This window comes from Bacillus sp. 11B20 (genome assembly GCF_056098985.1).
Genome location: NZ_JBLZWZ010000001.1, coordinates 1 through 18451 on the forward strand (window position 1 = coordinate 1; position 18451 = coordinate 18451).

Below are 18451 nucleotides of genomic sequence, written 5' to 3' on the forward strand. Positions count from 1 at the left end.
CATACCGAACACGGAAGTTAAGCTCTTCAGCGCCGATGGTAGTTGGGGGTTTCCCCCTGTGAGAGTAGGACGCCGCCAAGCTTCTATCAGGATCAGTTCCATTTGGAACTGGTCTTTTTTGTTTTTTCTTCTAACAGCATCATGATGTAAGCTGGGAACTTCTCTTCTGCAATCTCCATGTAGCGTTCAATCATGACGTAATCGTCGCTAATGTATTGAGACAGCAGCTCGTACCACCATTCTGTTTCGTAGCGGGCAATCATACTAAGGTTATACATCAATAAGTAATGGCTGATGATCTCAGGAATCCCTAGAAAAGCATCTCGTGTTGACGGTATAAACCATTGATCCATTTCTAAATCATAATGAAGATGAGTAGCGAGTGCTGGGTTTTCTTCAAGAAATACATCAAACGTCAATTTCTTAGCCTCTCTCTGTTTGAGTTTCCAGCTTGTATGGAACTCAAAGTATTCAATAAAGCGTTCAGCAGACATGTTATAAAGTAATGGAATATGATCTTGAATCATCATTCCATTCGCCTTTTCCACTTTAACTAATGTCGCGGGCTGCTTTTGAAACTCAAGAATATGACTCATTTCAGGTATTTTGGACAGGAGATGGATCATTGTAAATCGCTCATCTTCAAGACCCTTTAAATGAAATAGATGCTTTAACACATGCATACATAGCCCGTTTCTTTGGATTTTCACTTCATCTTCGCTAAAGCGGTAATGCTGTTTCTTTCTCTTTCTCGATGTTACGCCATGGGCTAAAACAGAGGTTTGAGAAGGATAATGGGGATCAACTGTCAGCAAACATGCTTTTAATAGCTGTGCCATTCCATAAAACAATAAAATGGGTTTAAGTTCTAAAGGTGCATTCGCAGCCTGTTCATAAAACGTATGGCCATGTTTTAGAAAGTAAATAAATCGTTCACAGTTTTTATAGGCTTGCTGATTTGCATCTGGAATGTTCCGTTTCTCATATTGTTGAAATAGAAACTTTTGGGAAGTTTCTAGCGAGTAAAAACGTTTTAAATCCTTCCATCCTGAACTTTTCATCTTCTTCCTCAACTCTCTTTATATTTTCTAAAAATTGCAACTGTTTGTTGCTTCCTTGACATGCTGTTTGCTAGTTGATAATCTACATATAATATTTTGCCGAAAAGAGGGGGATTTACTAATGTGGGAAAGTAAATTTTCAAAAGAAGGTTTGACGTTTGACGATGTTTTGCTTGTTCCAGCAAAGTCTGAAGTACTTCCGCGTGATGTCGATTTATCAGTGGAGCTAACAAGTACATTAAAGCTAAACATTCCAATTATCAGTGCTGGAATGGATACAGTGACGGAATCACAAATGGCGATTGCAATGGCACGTCAAGGTGGTCTTGGTATTATTCATAAGAACATGTCCATTGAACAGCAAGCAGAACAGGTGGATAAAGTAAAACGTTCAGAGCGCGGCGTTATTACAAATCCATTCTTCTTAACACCAGAGCATCAAGTATTTGATGCAGAGCATTTAATGGGTAAATACCGTATTTCAGGTGTGCCGATTGTCAACAACGAACAAGACCAAAAGCTTGTTGGTATTATTACGAACCGTGACCTTCGTTTTATTTCGGATTATTCAATGAAGATTAGCGACGTGATGACAAAAGAGGAACTTGTGACAGCTTCTGTTGGTACAACGTTAGAAGAAGCTGAAAAAATCCTACAGCAATACAAGATTGAAAAATTACCTCTTTTAGATGACGAAGGAACGTTAAAAGGTCTTATCACAATCAAAGATATTGAAAAAGTGATTGAATTCCCTAACTCCTCTAAAGATGCACATGGCCGTTTAATTGTTGGTGCCGCTGTTGGTGTCACTGGCGATACAATGACACGTGTGAAAAAATTAGTCGAAGCCAATGTGGATGTTATTGTCATTGATACAGCACACGGTCATTCTCAAGGTGTTCTAAACACTGTATCGAAAATCCGTGAAACGTATCCTTCTCTTAACATCATTGCTGGTAATGTTGCAACGGCTGAAGCAACAAAAGCATTGTTTGAAGCAGGAGCAGATATTGTGAAAGTCGGTATCGGACCAGGATCTATTTGTACAACACGTGTTGTTGCAGGTGTTGGTGTACCACAAATCACAGCGATCTATGACTGTGCAACAGAAGCAAGAAAACATGGTAAAGCTATTATTGCAGATGGTGGAATTAAATATTCAGGTGATATCGTGAAAGCACTAGCATCTGGCGGACATGCTGTTATGCTGGGAAGCCTTCTAGCTGGTACATCTGAAAGCCCAGGAGAAACAGAAATTTTCCAAGGTAGACGCTTCAAAGTTTATCGTGGTATGGGTTCTGTTGCTGCAATGGAAAAAGGAAGTAAAGATCGTTACTTCCAAGAAGATAATAAAAAATTCGTTCCTGAAGGAATCGAAGGTCGTACACCATACAAAGGGCCAGTCGTTGATACAGTGTATCAACTAGTTGGTGGTATCCGTTCTGGTATGGGCTATTGTGGAACACAGGATTTACGCACTCTTAGAGAAGAAGCACAGTTTATTCGTATGACAGGTGCAGGACTTCGTGAGAGTCATCCACATGATGTACAAATTACGAAAGAATCACCAAACTACACAATTTCTTGATAAATTGTGACAATCAAATTACATTTGACAGGGTCTATGACTCTGTCTATTTTTTTTGTCTTTATTGTGATAAAATTTATACTGTTGTGTTGAAATAAGCCCTTGTGGATTACATATATATGAAAAACGTCGAAAAAAGATGAATACGGAGGTATGACGATTGAACAGCAAGATGTTGAAACAGCTTATGGTCTCTATCCTTGCATTGGCATTGATTGTTACAGCATTTACACCAATGTCCAAAGCAAAGGCTGCTGAAGATCCATTCAGTGTGAATGCGAAAGCAGCGATCCTTATTGAAGCTTCTACAGGTAAAATTCTTTATAGTAAAAACGCAGATCAAAGACTGCCTATTGCAAGTATGGCAAAAATGATGACCGAGTATCTATTACTAGAGGCGATTGCTGAAGGTAAAGTGAAATGGGATCAAAAGTATACGCCAGATGATTATGTATACGAAATTTCTCAGGACCGCAGTTTATCTAACGTTCCTTTGAGAAAAGATGGTTCGTATACAGTAAAAGAACTTTATCAAGCAACGGCTATTTATTCGGCAAATGCAGCAGCGATCGGTTTAGCAGAAGTGATCGCTGGATCAGAATCGAAGTTTGTTGAAAAAATGAACGCAAAAGCAAAAGAACTTGGTTTAACAAACTACAAATTCGTGAATGCAACTGGTCTTGAAAATAAAGACTTACATGGGCAACAGCCAAAAGGTACAGGTCCTGATGAAGAAAGTGAAGTATCGGCAAAAGATATGGCATTGCTTGCACAGCATCTCATCAAAGACCATCCAGAAATTCTTGAAACAGCAAGTATTGCGAAAACGAAGTTCAGAGAAGGCACTGACGATGAAATGGACATGCCTAACTGGAACTTCATGCTTAAAGGACTTGTGAAGGAATATAAAGGTGTAGACGGTCTGAAAACAGGATCAACAGATTCAGCCGGTTCTAGCTTCACAGGTACGGCAAAACAAGGTGACATGCGCGTCATTGCCGTCATCCTAAATGCAAAAGGTAATCTTCATACAGCACGTTTCGACGTGGCGAAAAAACTGTTCGACTATGCGTTTAAAAACTTCACGATGAAAGAAATGTACAAAAAAGGTCAACAAATCAAAGGACATGAAAACATCGCAGTTGATAAAGGCAAAGATAAAGAAGTACCTGTTGTGACGAAAGAAGCATTTTCTGTGCCAGTAAAAAATGGTGACGAAAAGAGCTATAAAGCAAAAGTAAATATCGAGAAAAAGAACCTAGAAGCTCCTATTAAAAAAGGAACGAAGGTTGGCATGCTGACGACTTCTTATTCTGGTGATGAGAAGGACTACGGCTATTTAAATAAAGACCAATCTGGTGTTGAGCTTGTGACGAAAACAGGCGATGAAAAAGCAAACTGGTTCATCCTAGCAATGCGCGGTGTAGGTGGATTCTTCGCTGGCATTTGGGGCGGAATCGTTGACACAGTAAAAGGTTGGTTCTAATAAAAAAAACTGCTCTCTATACATGAGAGCAGTTTTTTTATCGTTAAAAGAAGAGCGATTGCTTCTGATTTTGAGGAGTGGATAAAGCTTGCTGAAAAATATCACATAACTTTTCCACGCCTTCGGTCAGTGCTTTTTCATTCACATAGGAAAAGCTGAGGCGGATATAATTCTGCTTCGGCTCACCAGGGTAGCAGACAGAGCCAGGCAGAAAGGTGATTTGCTGCTTACGTGCCTCATGCAACAGTGCTCGTGTATCGACCCAGGAAGGAAAGCTAAGCCATAAATTGAGCCCGCCCTGTGGAATTTGCCACGTTACATCTTTCGGTGCGTGTTTCGTTAACACATCCATCATCAAATCGCGTCTCACTTTCAAGGCGGTTCTTAGCTTCTTCGTATGATCAATCATTTTCTTCGATGTCAGAAACGGCAATATGGCCTTTTGTGTGAGGAGAGGGCTGCCTAAGTCATTATTGGCCTTTGCAGCTAATAAACGGTTAAATATCGAGCCTGAGGCTGTGATAATCCCGATTCTGCATCCTGGCGCCAGTGTTTTACTTAATCCTCGTAAATAAATGACGTGTCCATCATGATCCAAGCTTTTAATAGGTGCTGGCGGCTTCTTTTCAAAATAAAGCTCACGATAAGGGTCATCTTCTACAATGAGACAATCAATGCTTTGAGCCAGTAAGAGAAGCTGTTTTCTACGCTTCATCGACATACTGGCCCCTGTTGGACTGTGGAAAGTAGGAATCGTATAGATGAGTTTCGGTTTATATTTATCACAAATGCTTTGAAGCTGTTTCATGTTCATCCCTTCATGATCGACAGGGACAGTAATGATTCTTGCTCCTCTGCCCATAAAGACATCAATGGCTCCGGGGTATGTCGGTGCTTCCATGACCACCACATCATCCGGCCCAATAAACGTACGTGCCACCAAATCAAGCCCTTGCTGAGAACCACTTGTTACTAGGATATTTTCAGGTGTAGACGGCACATCCAACTTTTCTAAAAATGATTGAATGACTTGTCGCAGCTGAAGGTCACCTTGTATCTCACCATACTTCGACATGATTTGGGGATGCCTGGCTAGTACATGCTGCATCTCTTTTTCTAAATACCGGTTGGGCAAAAGCCCTGGATCGATCATAGAGGAAGAAAGGTTAATGGCTTCTTCGACATAGTGATACTGAGCGAATTGAGACCGTGGTAAATAATCTGGAATCGACAACTGCCAATCGAAAGAAGTAGATGATGGAACCGGAATCTCTGCCTGCTCTTGCTGCTCATCCACAAATGTTCCTTTACCTTGCACCGTCTTTAAATATCCGTCGTCCTTTAATCGGGTGTATGCCTTTGCTGCCGTGACAAGACTCACATTGAGCTGCTTAGCTAAATCACGTACAGTTGGCAGCTTTTCTCCTTGCTGAAGCAAACCTGATTGAATGTGGTCAATGATTGAAAAGTAAATTTGATTTGAAAGAGATGTATCAGAGTGTCGATGGATATCAATATGCATGAAACCCCTCCATATAATGCAACATTGTTATACATGAATTTTAATTGTTATAGTTGCATTATAGCATGTAAATCACACTTGAAAGAGAAAATGACATGTTTTTAGCTTGAAACCCTTTATATACAAGGGTTTATTCTTTTTTATCGGCTGTTTGAATTGTTATACTATTCTCTTTATTGTTATACTTTCTCGCTTGTATGATAAAGATGTTGAATGAATCGAATAGACAAATGGGAGGAAACTATTGTGAGCAATAAGGGAACTGAACGAGTGAAACGTGGAATGGCAGAAATGCAAAAGGGTGGCGTCATTATGGATGTCGTCAATGCGGAGCAGGCAAAAATTGCAGAAGAAGCAGGTGCGGTGGCAGTCATGGCACTAGAACGAGTACCAGCTGATATCCGTGCAGCAGGCGGTGTTGCCCGTATGGCAGACCCAAGAATCGTAGAGGAAGTACAAAATGCCGTAACGATTCCAGTCATGGCAAAAGCACGTATCGGCCACATCGTCGAGGCTCGTGTTCTTGAAGCACTTGGTGTTGATTATATCGATGAGAGTGAAGTGCTGACGCCCGCAGATGAAGAATTCCATTTAAATAAAAATGAATACACAGTACCTTTTGTCTGTGGATGCCGCGACTTAGGTGAGGCAACCCGCCGTATCGCAGAAGGCGCTTCTATGCTTCGTACAAAAGGAGAGCCAGGGACAGGCAACATTGTAGAAGCTGTTCGTCATATGAGAAAGGTCAATGCTCAGATTCGTAAAGTATCAGCCATGAGTGAAGATGAACTGATGACAGAAGCCAAGAACCTTGGCGCGCCTTATGAATTATTGCTGCAAATCAAAAGAGATGGCAAGCTGCCAGTTGTGAACTTTGCAGCTGGAGGCGTTGCAACACCAGCAGATGCAGCGTTAATGATGCAGCTTGGAGCAGATGGTGTATTTGTCGGATCTGGTATCTTCAAATCAGACAATCCGGCTAAATTCGCCAAAGCGATTGTTGAAGCAACAACTCATTACACTGATTACCGTCTCATTGCAGAACTTTCAAAAGAGCTTGGAACAGCTATGAAAGGAATTGAAATTTCAAATCTACTGCCAGAAGAACGTATGCAAGAGCGTGGCTGGTAATTAAGGGAGCGCAAACGAACATGCTGACAATTGGTGTACTAGGGCTTCAAGGAGCGGTGAGAGAGCATATTCAATCAATTGAAGCCTGCGGAGCAGAAGGAAAGATCATCAAACGAGTAGAAGAGCTAGAATCCGTTGACGGTTTGATTATCCCTGGTGGAGAAAGTACGACGATGAGAAGACTCATGGATACGTACCAATTCATTGATCCGATCAAAGCGTTCGCTGCTCAAGGGAAACCGATTTTCGGTACATGTGCCGGGTTGATTATGCTGGCAAAGCATGTCGAAGATCGAGAAGATGCTCATCTTGGATTGTTAAATGTATCTGTTGCACGGAACTCTTTTGGCAGACAGGTAGACAGCTTTGAAGCAGATTTAGAAGTAAAAGGACTGGATGCGCCGTTTACAGGGGTGTTCATCCGTGCGCCTCATATCATCAGCGCAGATGATAGCGTAGAAATCATGGCCGAATATGATGGCAGGATTGTGATGGCGAAAGAAAACAATCTCCTAGGCTGCTCTTTTCATCCAGAGCTGACAGACGATCACCGGTTAACGCAGTTGTTTGTTGATATGGTGAAGTCCTACAAAAAGAAGCTTGCTGTATAAAACGGTTGAAAAGAGATAAAACTTATAGTACATTAAAAACACAATCAAAGATCGAAAAAGCGTTGACGGGAAATAGTAAGAAGCCCCTCTTTCTCAGAGAGCCGATGGTTGGTGAGAATCGGTGAAAGATGCATTCTGAATCCATCCTTGAGCGAAATGCTGAAACAAGAGAAGTAAGCATTTACGGTGATACCGTTACAGAGGAAAGAGGGAAGCATGCTTCTGCATGTTTTCAATCAGGGTGGCAACGCGAGAGCTCTCGTCCCTTTCATGGGATGAGGGCTCTTTTTATTTTTCGATAAAAAAAGGAGTGTTATACATGCTGGATATTAAACAACTGCGCACGGACTTTGATCAAATCAAAGAAAAATTAGCACACCGAGGCGAAGATTTAGCGGATTTTGATAAGTTTGGTGAGCTAGATCAAAAAAGAAGAGAATTAATCGGGAAAACAGAAGAATTAAAGAGCCGAAGAAATGAAGTATCACAACAAGTAGCCGTTCTAAAAAGAGAAAAGAAAGACGCCGATCACATTATTCAAGAAATGCGAGAGGTAGGAGATGAGATCAAGAAGCTGGATGATGAGCTAAGAACAGTAGAAGAAAGCCTGCAGCACATCCTGTTCTCAATTCCAAATATCCCTCATGACTCTGTACCAGTTGGTGAAACAGAAGACGACAACGTGGAAGTGAGAAAATGGGGCGAACAGCCAGCCTTCTCATTTGAACCAAAACCACATTGGGACGTAGCTGATGAGCTCAACATCCTTGATTTTGAACGTGCAGGAAAAGTGACAGGAAGCCGTTTCGTTTTTTATAAAGGACTTGGCGCACGCTTAGAGCGCGCATTGTATAATTTTATGCTTGATTTACATGTGGATGAGTTTGGTTTTACTGAAGTGCTTCCACCTTATATGGTCAACAGAGCGAGCATGACAGGAACTGGTCAGCTTCCAAAATTCGAAGAGGATGCCTTTAAAATTCGCGAAGAAGATTACTTCCTCATTCCAACAGCCGAAGTCCCGATTACCAACATGCATCGTGACGAAATTCTCGATGGTGAACAGCTGCCAATCAACTATGCAGCATTCAGTGCTTGCTTTAGATCAGAAGCTGGATCTGCCGGCAGAGATACACGAGGACTCATCCGTCAGCATCAATTTAACAAAGTAGAGCTCGTGAAATTTGTCAGACCAGAAGATTCTTATGAAGAATTAGAGAAATTAACAAATCAAGCAGAAAAAGTTCTTCAGCTATTGAACCTGCCATACCGTGTCATGAGCATGTGTACGGGAGATTTAGGCTTCACAGCTGCAAAGAAATACGATATAGAAGTATGGATTCCGAGCCAGAATACGTACCGTGAAATTTCTTCTTGCAGTAACTTCGAAGCATTCCAAGCAAGACGCGCAAACATTCGTTTCCGTCCGGAGCCTAAAGCGAAGCCAGAACATGTCCACACATTAAATGGATCTGGATTAGCGGTAGGAAGAACCGTAGCGGCTATTTTAGAAAACTATCAACAAGAGGATGGAACAGTAATCATTCCTGAAGTGCTGCGTCCTTACATGGGAAATAAAGAAGTGATGAAATAAGATGCCGCCAAGGCATCTTATTCTTTTTACCAAAAGTCCTACAGTTTTCCTGAATTTAGCCGATAAAAAGAGTAAAAGCTTCTAGGAAAGAAGGAATAATCTTGAATAGGCTTGACTATTATGTTGAAATGGCTCAATTACTTAGAAAGGTACTAGATGAAAGTATTCTTTTCGGTATCACGGATACAGAGAAGGTACTTTGTTATTACCCGTCTAACACAATAGATTTTGGTATGAAAGTTGGGGACCCATTGAACCCAGAAGACCAAAATGTGGCGACGACATTAAGAGGACAAGAATATGACGGTTACTTACCAGAATCACTATATGGTTATGAAGTTGCTGTAAAAGGTTACCCGATTTTTGATGAAGATAGAAAAGTAATTGGCTCTTTTTTAGTGGCATTTACATATCATCGTGAAAAAAAATTAAGCGGTTATATGGAGCAAATCAATAAAGTAGCGAAAGAACTCCAAGGTGGAATTGAGCAAATTGCTGCACATTCACAAGAGCTGGCTGCCACAAGTTTAGAAATAAGCGAACAGGCAGGAAGAGCAGAAGAGAAATCTGCGAATATTGAAGAAGTCGTCAAAACCATTGGCGGGATTGCTAGACAAACAAATCTGCTAGGTTTAAATGCTGCAATTGAAGCCGCAAGAGCAGGTGAGAATGGAAAAGGGTTCGCTGTCGTGGCTGATGAAGTGCGTAAATTATCAGATGGCTCGAAGGAAGCGGCTGAAACCATTAATACATTTTTAAAAGAAATCCAAGACAGCATTGGCACTTTGTCTGAAAACATCTCACAAATCAGCAGCTCAACAAATGAACAAGCCGAACAAGTGACAGACTTTACGAAGATTATTGAATCATTAAATGAGTTTAAAGTAGAGATGAATCAGTTTATTGAAGAAATGAGACAGGATACGAAATAGATCAAGAGCAGCCATCAATGGCTGCTTCAGCGTGTAGACAAACCCTCGCATTCGGTGTCAGGTCTGCGCTTCGGTGCTCACGAATGTCAAATTCGCTCCGCTCCGGTGCTCGCCCTTCCTAGACTGCAAAGGTTTTCTATCACGCTGAAAAGAAGACAAAGGGCTAAAATCAAAATCATTTTAGCCCTTTGTCAACAATCTGGAGCAGCCATCAATGGCTGCTTTTTTATAGGCAAATATCATGCCGAAATCACAAATTGAAATTTTTTTTCGAAAAGATGTTGACTTCAAATAAAATGATATGGTATATTAATTCTTGTCGATACGGAGGAATACCCAAGTCCGGCTGAAGGGATCGGTCTTGAAAACCGACAGGGGTGTCAAAGCCCGCGGGGGTTCGAATCCCTCTTCCTCCGCCATATTGATTTTTTACCTTAGTTGAATTAAACGCAAGCATAAAAATTGGAAATTGTCAAACCGCTGCATTTCGCGAATGCAGCGGTTTTTTTTATTTTGTTTTAGAGCGATTTTTTTGAATAACAGAAGCTATTTCATGAAGAATGGGATCAAGTGAACTTTCATCATGAAGTAGGTCGTAATCTTCAATATTAATTTTAATCACTGGGCATAAATCAAATTGTTCGATCCACTCTGTGTATCGAGTGTACATTTCTTCCCAATAAGCCCGGTCAGTTTGAGTTTCCATTTCTCTGCCGCGTTCTTCAATACGATGTAAAATATGATCTAAATCTCCGTGCAGATAGATGAGGACATCAGGGTGAGGGAAGTAAGGTGTCATCACCATCGCCTCAAATAGGCTTGTATATGTTTCATAATCGACCTCAGACATCGTACCTTTGTCCGCATGCATTTTTGCAAAAATGCCAGTGTCCTCATAAATGGAACGATCTTGTACATATCCTCCGCCAGATTCAAAAATCCGCTTTTGCTCCTTAAAACGCTCAGCCAGGAAATAGACCTGTAAGTGGAAGCTCCATCTTTGGAAATCTGAATAAAAAGGCTCTAAATATGGGTTATCATCTACTTTTTCAAGAGACGTTTGAAACCCTAGCTTGTCTGCTATTGTTTTGGTCATAGTGGATTTGCCGACACCAACAGTCCCGGCAATTGTGATGACTGCGTCCTTTGGTATTTCGATCTTGTTCATAGCACTTGCTCCTTTATGTTCTGTACAATTTGCTGGTAATCTTGCTGTGAGGAAACGAAGTCTGTATGATCTCCTTCAATTGTAATGATAGGAAGCCCTGGCTCAGTCTGTTTTAAATGTTCAATGGCCAGCTCATAATCTTCAATGAGTGTTTTTAAATAAGCTGGGTCAATGTCTTCTTCAAAAGAGCGTCCTCTCATCTGTATTCTTTCAAGTAAGGTTGGAAGGCTGGCTTTTATATAGATCATGGCATTTGGTTTAGGAAGATCATCTGTTAGCAGGTGATAGATCTTTCTGTATTTATCCATGTGCTTTTTTGATAATGTTCTTTCTGCAAATATCATATTTTTATAGACATGATAATCAGTGACAACCGGCTGCTGTTTATTCACATAGTTTTCTTCAATTAATTCTAACTGTTTGAACCGATTGCATAAAAAGAACATCTCAAGCTGAAAGCTCCATTGTTCCATATCTTCATAAAATTTATCTAAGAATGGATTTTCTTCTACAATCTCTTTTACTAAAGGAAATTGAAATTCCTTTGCAAGCATTGTAGCCAAAGTTGTTTTTCCGGCTCCAATTGGGCCTTCCACTGCAATAAAAGGGGCAGGATACATAGGCGTTCTCCTCTATCTATAAAGTTAAAGTTGTCAAACCAATGTATATTGTACCATACCCCTTCTAATAGATAGAGTGAATGGATTACGATGTCGTTCTTTTTTCAATATTAAATTGATCTGATAATAAGAGCCAATTTTGTGGGAAAGATAGACCTAATTTCCAATAAGCGATTCCGTTCAAATTTAGCTCTTTAATGAGGTTGAATTTTGCTTGAATCGACCTAGCGTCTTCGAACCAGACTTCATGATCTTTGTTATTGGCATCTGTATAACGAAAATGAGGTGCTTGTGCTGTTTCGTCGTATAGGATAGAGACATTGTGCTGTCTAGCAAGTGCAATTGCTTGTTGAGGACTGACGGCTTTGGCGATCGGGCCGCCCTGGACGAAAGGAAGTGTCCAATCATAGCCATATAAATTCTGTCCCATTACAATTTTATTGGCTGGTATGACAGTTAGTGCATATTCAATGACTTGGCGGACAGGTCCAATTGGAGAGACAGCTTGTGCAGGGCCGCCGCTGTATCCCCATTCATAGGTCATCAACACAACATGATCGACGATCTTACCGATCGCTTCATAGTCATGGGCTTCATACCATTTGCCCTTTTGCTGACTACTTGTTTTTGGTGCAAGTGCAACAGATATTGTCCATCCTTCTTGATGGAAACGAGCTGTTGCCTCTCTTAAAAATTGAATATAAGCATCTTTATCAACAGGGCGTAAATATTCAAAATCAAAATGGATTTCCTTGAATTGATACTTCTTGGCAACACGAACAATTTCATTTAAAAATGCCGTTTTGACAGATTGATTAGTTAAAAGAATACGGCCAAGTTCATCACTGAATTTTTCATTCTCTAGATTCGTCACCACCATGGTTAATACAGTTCTGTTCTGAGCGGCAATCTGGGGTAGTTGGTCTAAAGGTGATTCTCGTAGCGTCCCATCTCTTTGTGCTTGAAAACTAAAGACGTCTAAATGGGTTAAGTATGGGGAGGCCTCTCTGGCTGCCTGCTTTAAGTTTTCACTGACTTGATTTCCACGTGGTTCAATATAAGCATTGGAATTAATGTTCCTTTTCGGTCTTTGTGGAATATAGAGCAAGAAGCGAATAGGTAGTATCGCTTCAGGTCGAATTCTGTTCACACGTGCCAACTCTTCCACTGAGATTTGAAACCGTCTACCAATTTGATATAGTGTGTCATTTTGTTTGACCTCATAAAATTGACCTCTAATTGGAATGACAATTGTTTGTCCAATGACGAGTTGATTTGGTGTTTCGATTTCGTTAGTACGGATGATTTCATTGACTGTTGTTTTAAAACGCATGGCAATATCGTTTAAAGTATCTCCTCTTTTGACAACATAAATTTGAATAGTCAACGCCCCCTTTGTTATTGCTAACAATTTATGAGGGTTATGGCTAAATCATGTTTGATTTTCATTCGTGATTTCCTTAGCGGTGGTGATTTTTGCTAGAAGGACGTTCTCCATCATCGTTAAAGCGTAGTCGTTATCCCTGTCGTCGTTTGAAGCGATACAATCTTTAGGTACAATTAGATTGTATTCTCGCATGTACGCGTCATTTGCAGTGAACAAAACGCATATGTTCCCGGCAATTCCAGTTAGAATAATGTCCTCAACACCTAATTCATTTAAGAGTGTCTCTAGTGCAGTACCGTAGAAGGCAGAATGCTTAGGTTTAATTAAGAAGTAATTATCTTTAGATGGTGTCATTTTCTCTAAAATAGGAGCGCTTCTTTCGTTTTTGCATGTTTCCAGAACAGCTTGGATATCAGCCTTCCAAAGTCCGTAGTGATCGTTGATATAAATGATTGGCCAATTTTCCTTGAAAGCATGTTCTTTAAGAGCTAAAATTTTATTGGTCATTTGCTCTGTTTTTTCTGCAAGCACATGTCCCATTTCAAAATCAAAATTATTAATCATATCGATAATAAGCAGCGCCTTTTGGTGCTTTGACAAATTAAGACCCCCTTTAAAAGATTGTGATAATATGTTAACCTCAATTTCCTTTTAAAAAACATGAAAAGAGAGCCGTGCCATGACGAAAGATGAACAGTTTATGCAAGAAGCCATTTCCGAAGCCTTAAAAGCAGAACAAATAGGAGAAGTGCCGATTGGTGCCATCATAGTTGTTGATGACCAAATCGTGAGCCGGGCTCATAATTTAAGGGAAAGTGAGCAGCGTTCAATTGCACATGCAGAATTACTTGCTATTGATGAAGCATGTAAAGCGACAGGGAGCTGGCGTTTAGAAGATGCTGTTCTTTACGTTACGCTTGAACCATGCCCAATGTGTGCAGGTGCTATTGTTCTTTCTAGAGTGAAAAAGGTTGTTTTTGGTGCATACGATCCAAAAGGTGGATGTGCAGGTACTTTAATGAATTTATTGGATGATGAACGGTTTAATCATCAGTCTGAGGTCATCGGTGGTGTACTTGAAAATGAGTGTGGTGAGCTGTTAAGTCAGTTCTTCCGAAACCTCCGTCAGCGAAAGAAACAAGCCAAAAGTAAATGAATGGATGTCGTTTGCAATTTGAGCTATAAGAAGGTATACTTATGTCTGCGTCACTAACAATTTAATATTCATTTTGCCGTGCTAAGCGGGGAGGTAGCGGTGCCCTGTACTCGCAATCCGCTCTAGCGAGGCCGAATCCCTTCTCGAGGTTCGTTTACTTCAAGGTCTGCCTTAAATAAGTGGTGTTGACGTCTGGGTCCTGCGCAATGGGAATTCATGAACCATGTCAGGTCCGGAAGGAAGCAGCATTAAGTGAAACCTCTCATGTGCCGCAGGGTTGCCTGGGCCGAGCTAACTGTTTAAGTAACGCTTGGGGTAGCGAATCGACAGAAGGTGCACGGTAAATCAATATTAAATGTAACTCATCTAGTTTATCTAGGTGAGTTTTTTGTTGCTGTTCAAAGGATAGCTCAACTGCTTTAGTTATACAAACAGATAAAAAGTCTTTTTGGCGCCATTTGTTTTTTTCACTAATTGTAACAGGAACTGGTGTTCTTTTTGGGGTTTCAGGTCTTTTCACAAAGCTAGAAAATACGTTTTTAATGCATGAAAAGTAGAAACTCTATAATTGAAATCATCTTTTTGGCATATTAGAAAATAAAGGTGTGCTTTTGAATTGATCGGTGCATCATGTATAATGAAAAGGATGATAAATGGAGGAGGGCGTATTTGTGAGTTATCAAGCTTTATATCGAGTGTTCAGACCTCAAGTTTTTGAGGATGTTGTTGGACAAGAACACATCACAAAAACGTTGCAAAATGCCCTTTTGCAGAAAAAGTTTTCTCATGCTTACTTATTTTCAGGTCCTAGAGGAACAGGTAAAACAAGTGCTGCCAAAATCTTTGCAAAGGCAGTGAACTGTGAAAAGTCACCTGTTAGTGAGCCGTGTAATGAATGTGATGCCTGTAAAGGAATTACAAATGGTTCAATTTCAGACGTGATTGAAATAGATGCTGCCTCGAATAACGGGGTAGATGAAATCCGAGATATACGTGATAAAGTGAAATTTGCTCCTTCGGCGGTTACATATAAGGTTTATATTATAGACGAAGTACATATGCTCTCTATCGGTGCATTTAATGCCCTCCTTAAAACGCTGGAAGAACCGCCTGCTCATTGTATCTTTATTTTGGCTACCACAGAGCCTCATAAGATTCCTCTTACCATCATATCTCGTTGTCAGCGATTTGATTTTAAACGAATCACGACCAAAGATATTGTTGGAAGAATGGAGAAAATTGTAGATGCAGAAGGCCTAAACGTACAGGAGGGCTCGCTCGAGATTATTGCTAGTGCAGCTGATGGCGGTATGCGTGATGCACTAAGTCTCTTAGATCAAGCGATCTCATTTAGTGGTGAACAATTGACAATTGATGATGCGCTGCTCATTACAGGTGCTGTATCTCAGCATTTCATTAGTCAGCTTGCTGAAGCAATTTTTGATCAAAATATTGCCACAGCGTTAGATACATTAAATGAATTGCTTCAGCAGGGGAAAGATGCTGCTAAATTAATAGAGGATATGATTTTTTACTTTAGAGATATGCTGCTTTATAAAACGGCACCAGATCTCGAGGGTGTCCTTGAAAAGGTAAAGGTCGACGAAAGTTTCGTGGCACTGTCAGATCGTGTGACACCTCAGTTTCTGTATGAAACAATTGAAGTCCTGAATAAAAGCCACCAAGAAATGAAATGGACAAATCATCCTAGGATTTTCTTTGAGGTAGCGGTTGTAAAGCTGTGTCAGTCAACAGCAGGATTGACACAAGGTCATGCTGACGCTGATTTAACGGCGCTAACAGATAAAATAAACAGGCTGGAACAGGAACTCTCAAGGCTAAGAGCCGAAGGGGTACCAATGTCTCCATCTCATAGCCCTCAAGAAAAAAAGGAAGCGCCTCGACCACAAACGAGTAACAAAAATGGCTATCGTGCTCCTGTCGGCCGAATTCATGAGATTCTAAAAGAAGCGAAACGGCCTGAGTTAGAAAAAATCAAAGGCAAATGGGGAGAGCTCCTTGCCCAGTTGAAACAGCAGAATAAAGTGTCTCACGCTGCGTTATTAACGGACAGTGAGCCAGTTGCGGCTGCTTCGCATGCCTTTGTTTTAAAATTCAAGTTTGAAATACATTGTAAAATGGTTGCTGAAGATAAAAGCGGTGTTCGAACCAATCTTGAACAACTGCTAGAGTCTATGTTAGGAAAAAGAGTGGAATTAGTTGGCGTTCCTGACGCTCAATGGGGTAAAATAAGAGAAGAATTTTTAAGAGATCATCAGCCGGATGAACAAGCAGATGGTCAGGGAACTTCTACTGAAGAGGATCCATTGATTGCGGAAGCAAAGAAATTAGTAGGAACCGATTTAATTGAAATTAAAGATTAATAAAAATGAAAGAGAGTGGTGTTCATATGCGCGGTGGAATGGGAAATATGCAAAAAATGATGAAACAAATGCAAAAAATGCAAAAGGATATGGCAAAGGCTCAAGAAGAGCTTGCAGAAAAAGTTCTTGAAGGTACAGCTGGTGGCGGTATGGTCACTGTAAAAGTAAATGGACAAAAAGAAGTCGTTGATGTAGCAATTAATGAAGAAGTTGTTGATCCAGAAGATATCGATATGCTTCAAGATCTTGTTCTTGCTGCGACAAACGATGCATTGAAAAAAGTCGATGAGCTAACGAATGAAACGATGGGTCAATTCACAAAAGGAATGAACATGCCAGGTTTATTCTAGGAGGAATAACTGAAGATGCAATATCCTGAACCAATATCAAAGCTGATTGACAGCTTTATGAAATTGCCAGGAATCGGACCAAAAACTGCGGTCCGTCTGGCTTTTTTTGTTCTTAGTATGCAGGAAGATGTCGTACTAGATTTTGCGAAGGCGCTTGTAAATGCAAAGCGTAATTTAACTTATTGTTCTGTATGCGGTCATATTACAGACCAAGATCCTTGCTATATTTGTGAAGATACAAGAAGAGATCAATCTGTTATCTGTGTAGTGCAGGATCCAAAAGATGTAATCGCAATGGAAAAAATGAAAGAATACAACGGCTTATATCATGTGCTTCATGGTGCCATTTCGCCAATGGACGGAATTGGTCCAGAGGATATTAAAATTCCTGACCTATTAAAAAGACTGCAAGACGATCAAGTGACAGAGGTGATCCTTGCAACCAATCCAAACATTGAAGGAGAAGCAACAGCCATGTATATCTCCAGATTGTTAAAACCATCAGGAATTAAACTCTCTCGCATTGCTCACGGACTTCCAGTAGGCGGAGATTTAGAGTATGCGGATGAAGTCACACTGTCTAAGGCTCTAGAAGGCAGACGTGAGATGTAGGAAGGAGAAGTACGGTACATGGGTTTTCTTCGCAGAAAATCAATTCGAAAAGAATTCGATGAGAAATTAATTCAACAGCTTTTTAAGCAAAAAGAAGAATGGAACAGACAAAAAAAGCTTGTCGCAAATAGCGTTGAGCCTTCACCGGACATTCTATTCGAATTAAAGCTTGCTCAAGCGAAGTACTTTTTCTATCTGAGAGAAGCGAAAAAGAGGAATTTACGTCTAAACAACTGGAAATAGCAGGTCTATTGTACATAATCTTCTCATATGCTTGTACTATTCATATGAAGAGGGGATGAGAGGATTATGGAACCTGTTATTGTGATTGGGTCAATTTTGCTGGCTGTGCTATTGTTGTTTATGTCAGGTGTGCAGGCGAATCCATTCAAATGGTTAGGGCTTATCGGAGTGAAGTTTGTGGCAGGCGCTCTTTTTTTATTTTGCCTCAACCTATTTGGCGAGAGTCTAGGATTACATGTCTCTATTAATCCTGTAACGAGTGGAATTAGTGGTTTATTGGGTATTCCAGGCGTAGCAGCTTTAATTGTAATTGAAAAGTTTATTATTTAATGAAAAATATTGTTGACTTTGATTCGGTAGGATGGTAAATTAGTATACGTCGCTGATGACGAAGAAACGAAAAAACATACTAACAAAAAAGTTGTTGACACTAACAACTTTGATGTGATAAGATGTTCTAGTCGCTTCTGAAGCGGTAAACAAGTTCTTTGAAAACTAAACAAGACAAAACGTACCTGTTAATTCGAGTTTTTATAAAAAAATCCTATGATACTTCATAGGTAGTCAGTCAAACGCTGACGAAAAACAAAACTTCGGTTTTGTACT

Annotated in this window: 17 protein-coding genes, 1 tRNA gene, 1 rRNA gene, 1 other RNA gene, 1 pseudogene and 1 other annotated feature; of the genes and pseudogenes, 15 read left to right on the forward strand and 6 right to left on the reverse strand. The window is 40.3% G+C overall.

From position 1 onward, the window contains the following. A 5S ribosomal RNA gene (rrf, locus tag ACN6NB_RS00005) occupies window positions 1–81 on the forward strand; the annotation flags it as partial. Window positions 82–92: 11 nt separating this feature from the next. Here the strand turns inward: rrf and ACN6NB_RS00010 are convergent. Continuing rightward, window positions 93–1061, reverse strand: coding sequence for a YaaC family protein (locus ACN6NB_RS00010; RefSeq protein WP_039175832.1), 969 nt, complete (start codon window positions 1059–1061; stop codon window positions 93–95). A gap of 121 nt (window positions 1062–1182) precedes the next feature. Here ACN6NB_RS00010 and guaB point away from each other — a divergent pair, with 121 nt between their 5' ends. Together guaB and ACN6NB_RS00020 are read left to right on the forward strand one after the other, a co-directional pair. Further along, window positions 1183–2649: an IMP dehydrogenase gene (gene guaB / locus ACN6NB_RS00015; protein ID WP_024426749.1), complete on the forward strand. Its 1467-nt coding sequence runs from the start codon at window positions 1183–1185 to the stop codon at window positions 2647–2649. 160 nt (window positions 2650–2809) lie between these two features. Next, a complete protein-coding gene (locus tag ACN6NB_RS00020; RefSeq protein WP_039175836.1) occupies window positions 2810–4135 on the forward strand; it encodes a D-alanyl-D-alanine carboxypeptidase family protein in 1326 nt (441 codons plus the stop codon). Window positions 4136–4178: 43 nt separating this feature from the next. Here the strand turns inward: ACN6NB_RS00020 and pdxR are convergent, their stop codons facing one another. Beyond that, entirely contained in the window at window positions 4179–5657 is a 1479-nt protein-coding gene (gene pdxR / locus ACN6NB_RS00025) for a MocR-like pyridoxine biosynthesis transcription factor PdxR (protein WP_039175838.1), read from the reverse strand. A 246-nt stretch (window positions 5658–5903) separates the two neighbouring features. On the opposite strand from pdxR, the gene pdxS reads away from it, so the two are divergent. From pdxS to ACN6NB_RS00050, 5 genes and pseudogenes are all read left to right on the forward strand, one after another. Further along, complete coding sequence (gene pdxS / locus ACN6NB_RS00030) at window positions 5904–6788, forward strand: pyridoxal 5'-phosphate synthase lyase subunit PdxS (protein WP_039175840.1); 885 nt, start codon at window positions 5904–5906, stop codon at window positions 6786–6788. Window positions 6789–6808: 20 nt separating this feature from the next. Further along, on the forward strand, window positions 6809–7399 hold the full coding sequence (gene pdxT / locus ACN6NB_RS00035; RefSeq protein WP_474253173.1) for a pyridoxal 5'-phosphate synthase glutaminase subunit PdxT: 591 nt from the start codon (window positions 6809–6811) through the stop codon (window positions 7397–7399). Window positions 7400–7452: 53 nt separating this feature from the next. After that, window positions 7453–7669, forward strand: a binding site (T-box leader). A gap of 49 nt (window positions 7670–7718) precedes the next feature. Then, window positions 7719–8993, forward strand: coding sequence for a serine--tRNA ligase (serS, locus tag ACN6NB_RS00040; RefSeq protein ID WP_039175845.1), 1275 nt, complete (start codon window positions 7719–7721; stop codon window positions 8991–8993). A 596-nt stretch (window positions 8994–9589) separates the two neighbouring features. Further along, window positions 9590–9925, forward strand: a pseudogene (locus tag ACN6NB_RS00045) (methyl-accepting chemotaxis protein); the annotation flags it as partial. A gap of 326 nt (window positions 9926–10251) precedes the next feature. Continuing rightward, a tRNA-Ser gene (locus tag ACN6NB_RS00050) sits at window positions 10252–10344 on the forward strand. Between the two features lie 89 nt (window positions 10345–10433). Here ACN6NB_RS00050 and ACN6NB_RS00055 read toward each other — a convergent pair. The 4 genes from ACN6NB_RS00055 to ACN6NB_RS00070 all read right to left on the reverse strand — a co-directional run bounded on the left by ACN6NB_RS00055 (window position 10434) and on the right by ACN6NB_RS00070 (window position 13700). Beyond that, window positions 10434–11093 (reverse strand): deoxynucleoside kinase, encoded by a 660-nt coding sequence (locus tag ACN6NB_RS00055; protein WP_039175851.1) that lies wholly within the window; start codon window positions 11091–11093, stop codon window positions 10434–10436. After that, the gene (locus ACN6NB_RS00060) at window positions 11090–11713 is read right to left on the reverse strand and encodes a deoxynucleoside kinase (protein WP_039175853.1); all 624 of its coding nucleotides are present in this window, start codon (window positions 11711–11713) and stop codon (window positions 11090–11092) included. Before ACN6NB_RS00060 ends, ACN6NB_RS00055 begins: the two co-directional genes overlap by 4 nt. 85 nt (window positions 11714–11798) lie before the next feature. Then, window positions 11799–13046, reverse strand: a complete 1248-nt coding sequence (locus tag ACN6NB_RS00065; RefSeq protein WP_411210666.1) for a glycoside hydrolase family 18 protein — start codon at window positions 13044–13046, stop codon at window positions 11799–11801. A 99-nt stretch (window positions 13047–13145) separates the two neighbouring features. After that, window positions 13146–13700 carry a cysteine hydrolase family protein gene (locus tag ACN6NB_RS00070; RefSeq protein WP_039175857.1) on the reverse strand — a complete coding sequence of 185 codons (555 nt, stop codon included), beginning with the start codon at window positions 13698–13700 and terminating at the stop codon, window positions 13146–13148. 79 nt (window positions 13701–13779) lie between these two features. On the opposite strand from ACN6NB_RS00070, the gene tadA reads away from it, so the two are divergent. The 7 genes from tadA to ACN6NB_RS00105 all read left to right on the forward strand — a co-directional run bounded on the left by tadA (window position 13780) and on the right by ACN6NB_RS00105 (window position 18175). After that, a complete protein-coding gene (tadA, locus tag ACN6NB_RS00075) occupies window positions 13780–14256 on the forward strand; it encodes a tRNA adenosine(34) deaminase TadA (RefSeq protein WP_034284264.1) in 477 nt (158 codons plus the stop codon). Between the two features lie 76 nt (window positions 14257–14332). Next, window positions 14333–14597: signal recognition particle sRNA large type (gene ffs / locus ACN6NB_RS00080), an RNA gene on the forward strand. A 330-nt stretch (window positions 14598–14927) separates the two neighbouring features. Beyond that, window positions 14928–16640, forward strand: coding sequence for a DNA polymerase III subunit gamma/tau (gene dnaX / locus ACN6NB_RS00085; RefSeq protein ID WP_064498738.1), 1713 nt, complete (start codon window positions 14928–14930; stop codon window positions 16638–16640). 26 nt (window positions 16641–16666) lie between these two features. Beyond that, entirely contained in the window at window positions 16667–16990 is a 324-nt protein-coding gene (locus tag ACN6NB_RS00090; protein ID WP_008342011.1) for a YbaB/EbfC family nucleoid-associated protein, read from the forward strand. Between the two features lie 15 nt (window positions 16991–17005). Continuing rightward, window positions 17006–17602: a recombination protein RecR gene (recR, locus tag ACN6NB_RS00095; RefSeq protein ID WP_003218094.1), complete on the forward strand. Its 597-nt coding sequence runs from the start codon at window positions 17006–17008 to the stop codon at window positions 17600–17602. An 18-nt stretch (window positions 17603–17620) separates the two neighbouring features. Next, window positions 17621–17845 carry a YaaL family protein gene (locus tag ACN6NB_RS00100; protein WP_024425764.1) on the forward strand — a complete coding sequence of 75 codons (225 nt, stop codon included), beginning with the start codon at window positions 17621–17623 and terminating at the stop codon, window positions 17843–17845. Window positions 17846–17911: 66 nt separating this feature from the next. Further along, entirely contained in the window at window positions 17912–18175 is a 264-nt protein-coding gene (locus ACN6NB_RS00105) for a pro-sigmaK processing inhibitor BofA family protein (protein ID WP_034284261.1), read from the forward strand. Window positions 18176–18451 lie beyond the last annotated feature (276 nt).

Coding starts and splice junctions, on each gene's coding strand:
- ACN6NB_RS00100 (WP_024425764.1), top strand. CDS start 17,621: ATGGGTTTTCTTCGCAGAAAATCAATTCGAAAAGAATTCGATGAGAAA.
- pdxR (WP_039175838.1), bottom strand. CDS start 5,657: ATGCATATTGATATCCATCGACACTCTGATACATCTCTTTCAAATCAA.
- ACN6NB_RS00065 (WP_411210666.1), bottom strand. CDS start 13,046: ATGCGTTTTAAAACAACAGTCAATGAAATCATCCGTACTAACGAAATC.
- ACN6NB_RS00060 (WP_039175853.1), bottom strand. CDS start 11,713: ATGTATCCTGCCCCTTTTATTGCAGTGGAAGGCCCAATTGGAGCCGGA.
- tadA (WP_034284264.1), top strand. CDS start 13,780: ATGACGAAAGATGAACAGTTTATGCAAGAAGCCATTTCCGAAGCCTTA.
- ACN6NB_RS00105 (WP_034284261.1), top strand. CDS start 17,912: ATGGAACCTGTTATTGTGATTGGGTCAATTTTGCTGGCTGTGCTATTG.
- ACN6NB_RS00090 (WP_008342011.1), top strand. CDS start 16,667: ATGCGCGGTGGAATGGGAAATATGCAAAAAATGATGAAACAAATGCAA.
- pdxT (WP_474253173.1), top strand. CDS start 6,809: ATGCTGACAATTGGTGTACTAGGGCTTCAAGGAGCGGTGAGAGAGCAT.
- ACN6NB_RS00055 (WP_039175851.1), bottom strand. CDS start 11,093: ATGAACAAGATCGAAATACCAAAGGACGCAGTCATCACAATTGCCGGG.
- serS (WP_039175845.1), top strand. CDS start 7,719: ATGCTGGATATTAAACAACTGCGCACGGACTTTGATCAAATCAAAGAA.
- ACN6NB_RS00010 (WP_039175832.1), bottom strand. CDS start 1,061: ATGAAAAGTTCAGGATGGAAGGATTTAAAACGTTTTTACTCGCTAGAA.
- recR (WP_003218094.1), top strand. CDS start 17,006: ATGCAATATCCTGAACCAATATCAAAGCTGATTGACAGCTTTATGAAA.
- guaB (WP_024426749.1), top strand. CDS start 1,183: ATGTGGGAAAGTAAATTTTCAAAAGAAGGTTTGACGTTTGACGATGTT.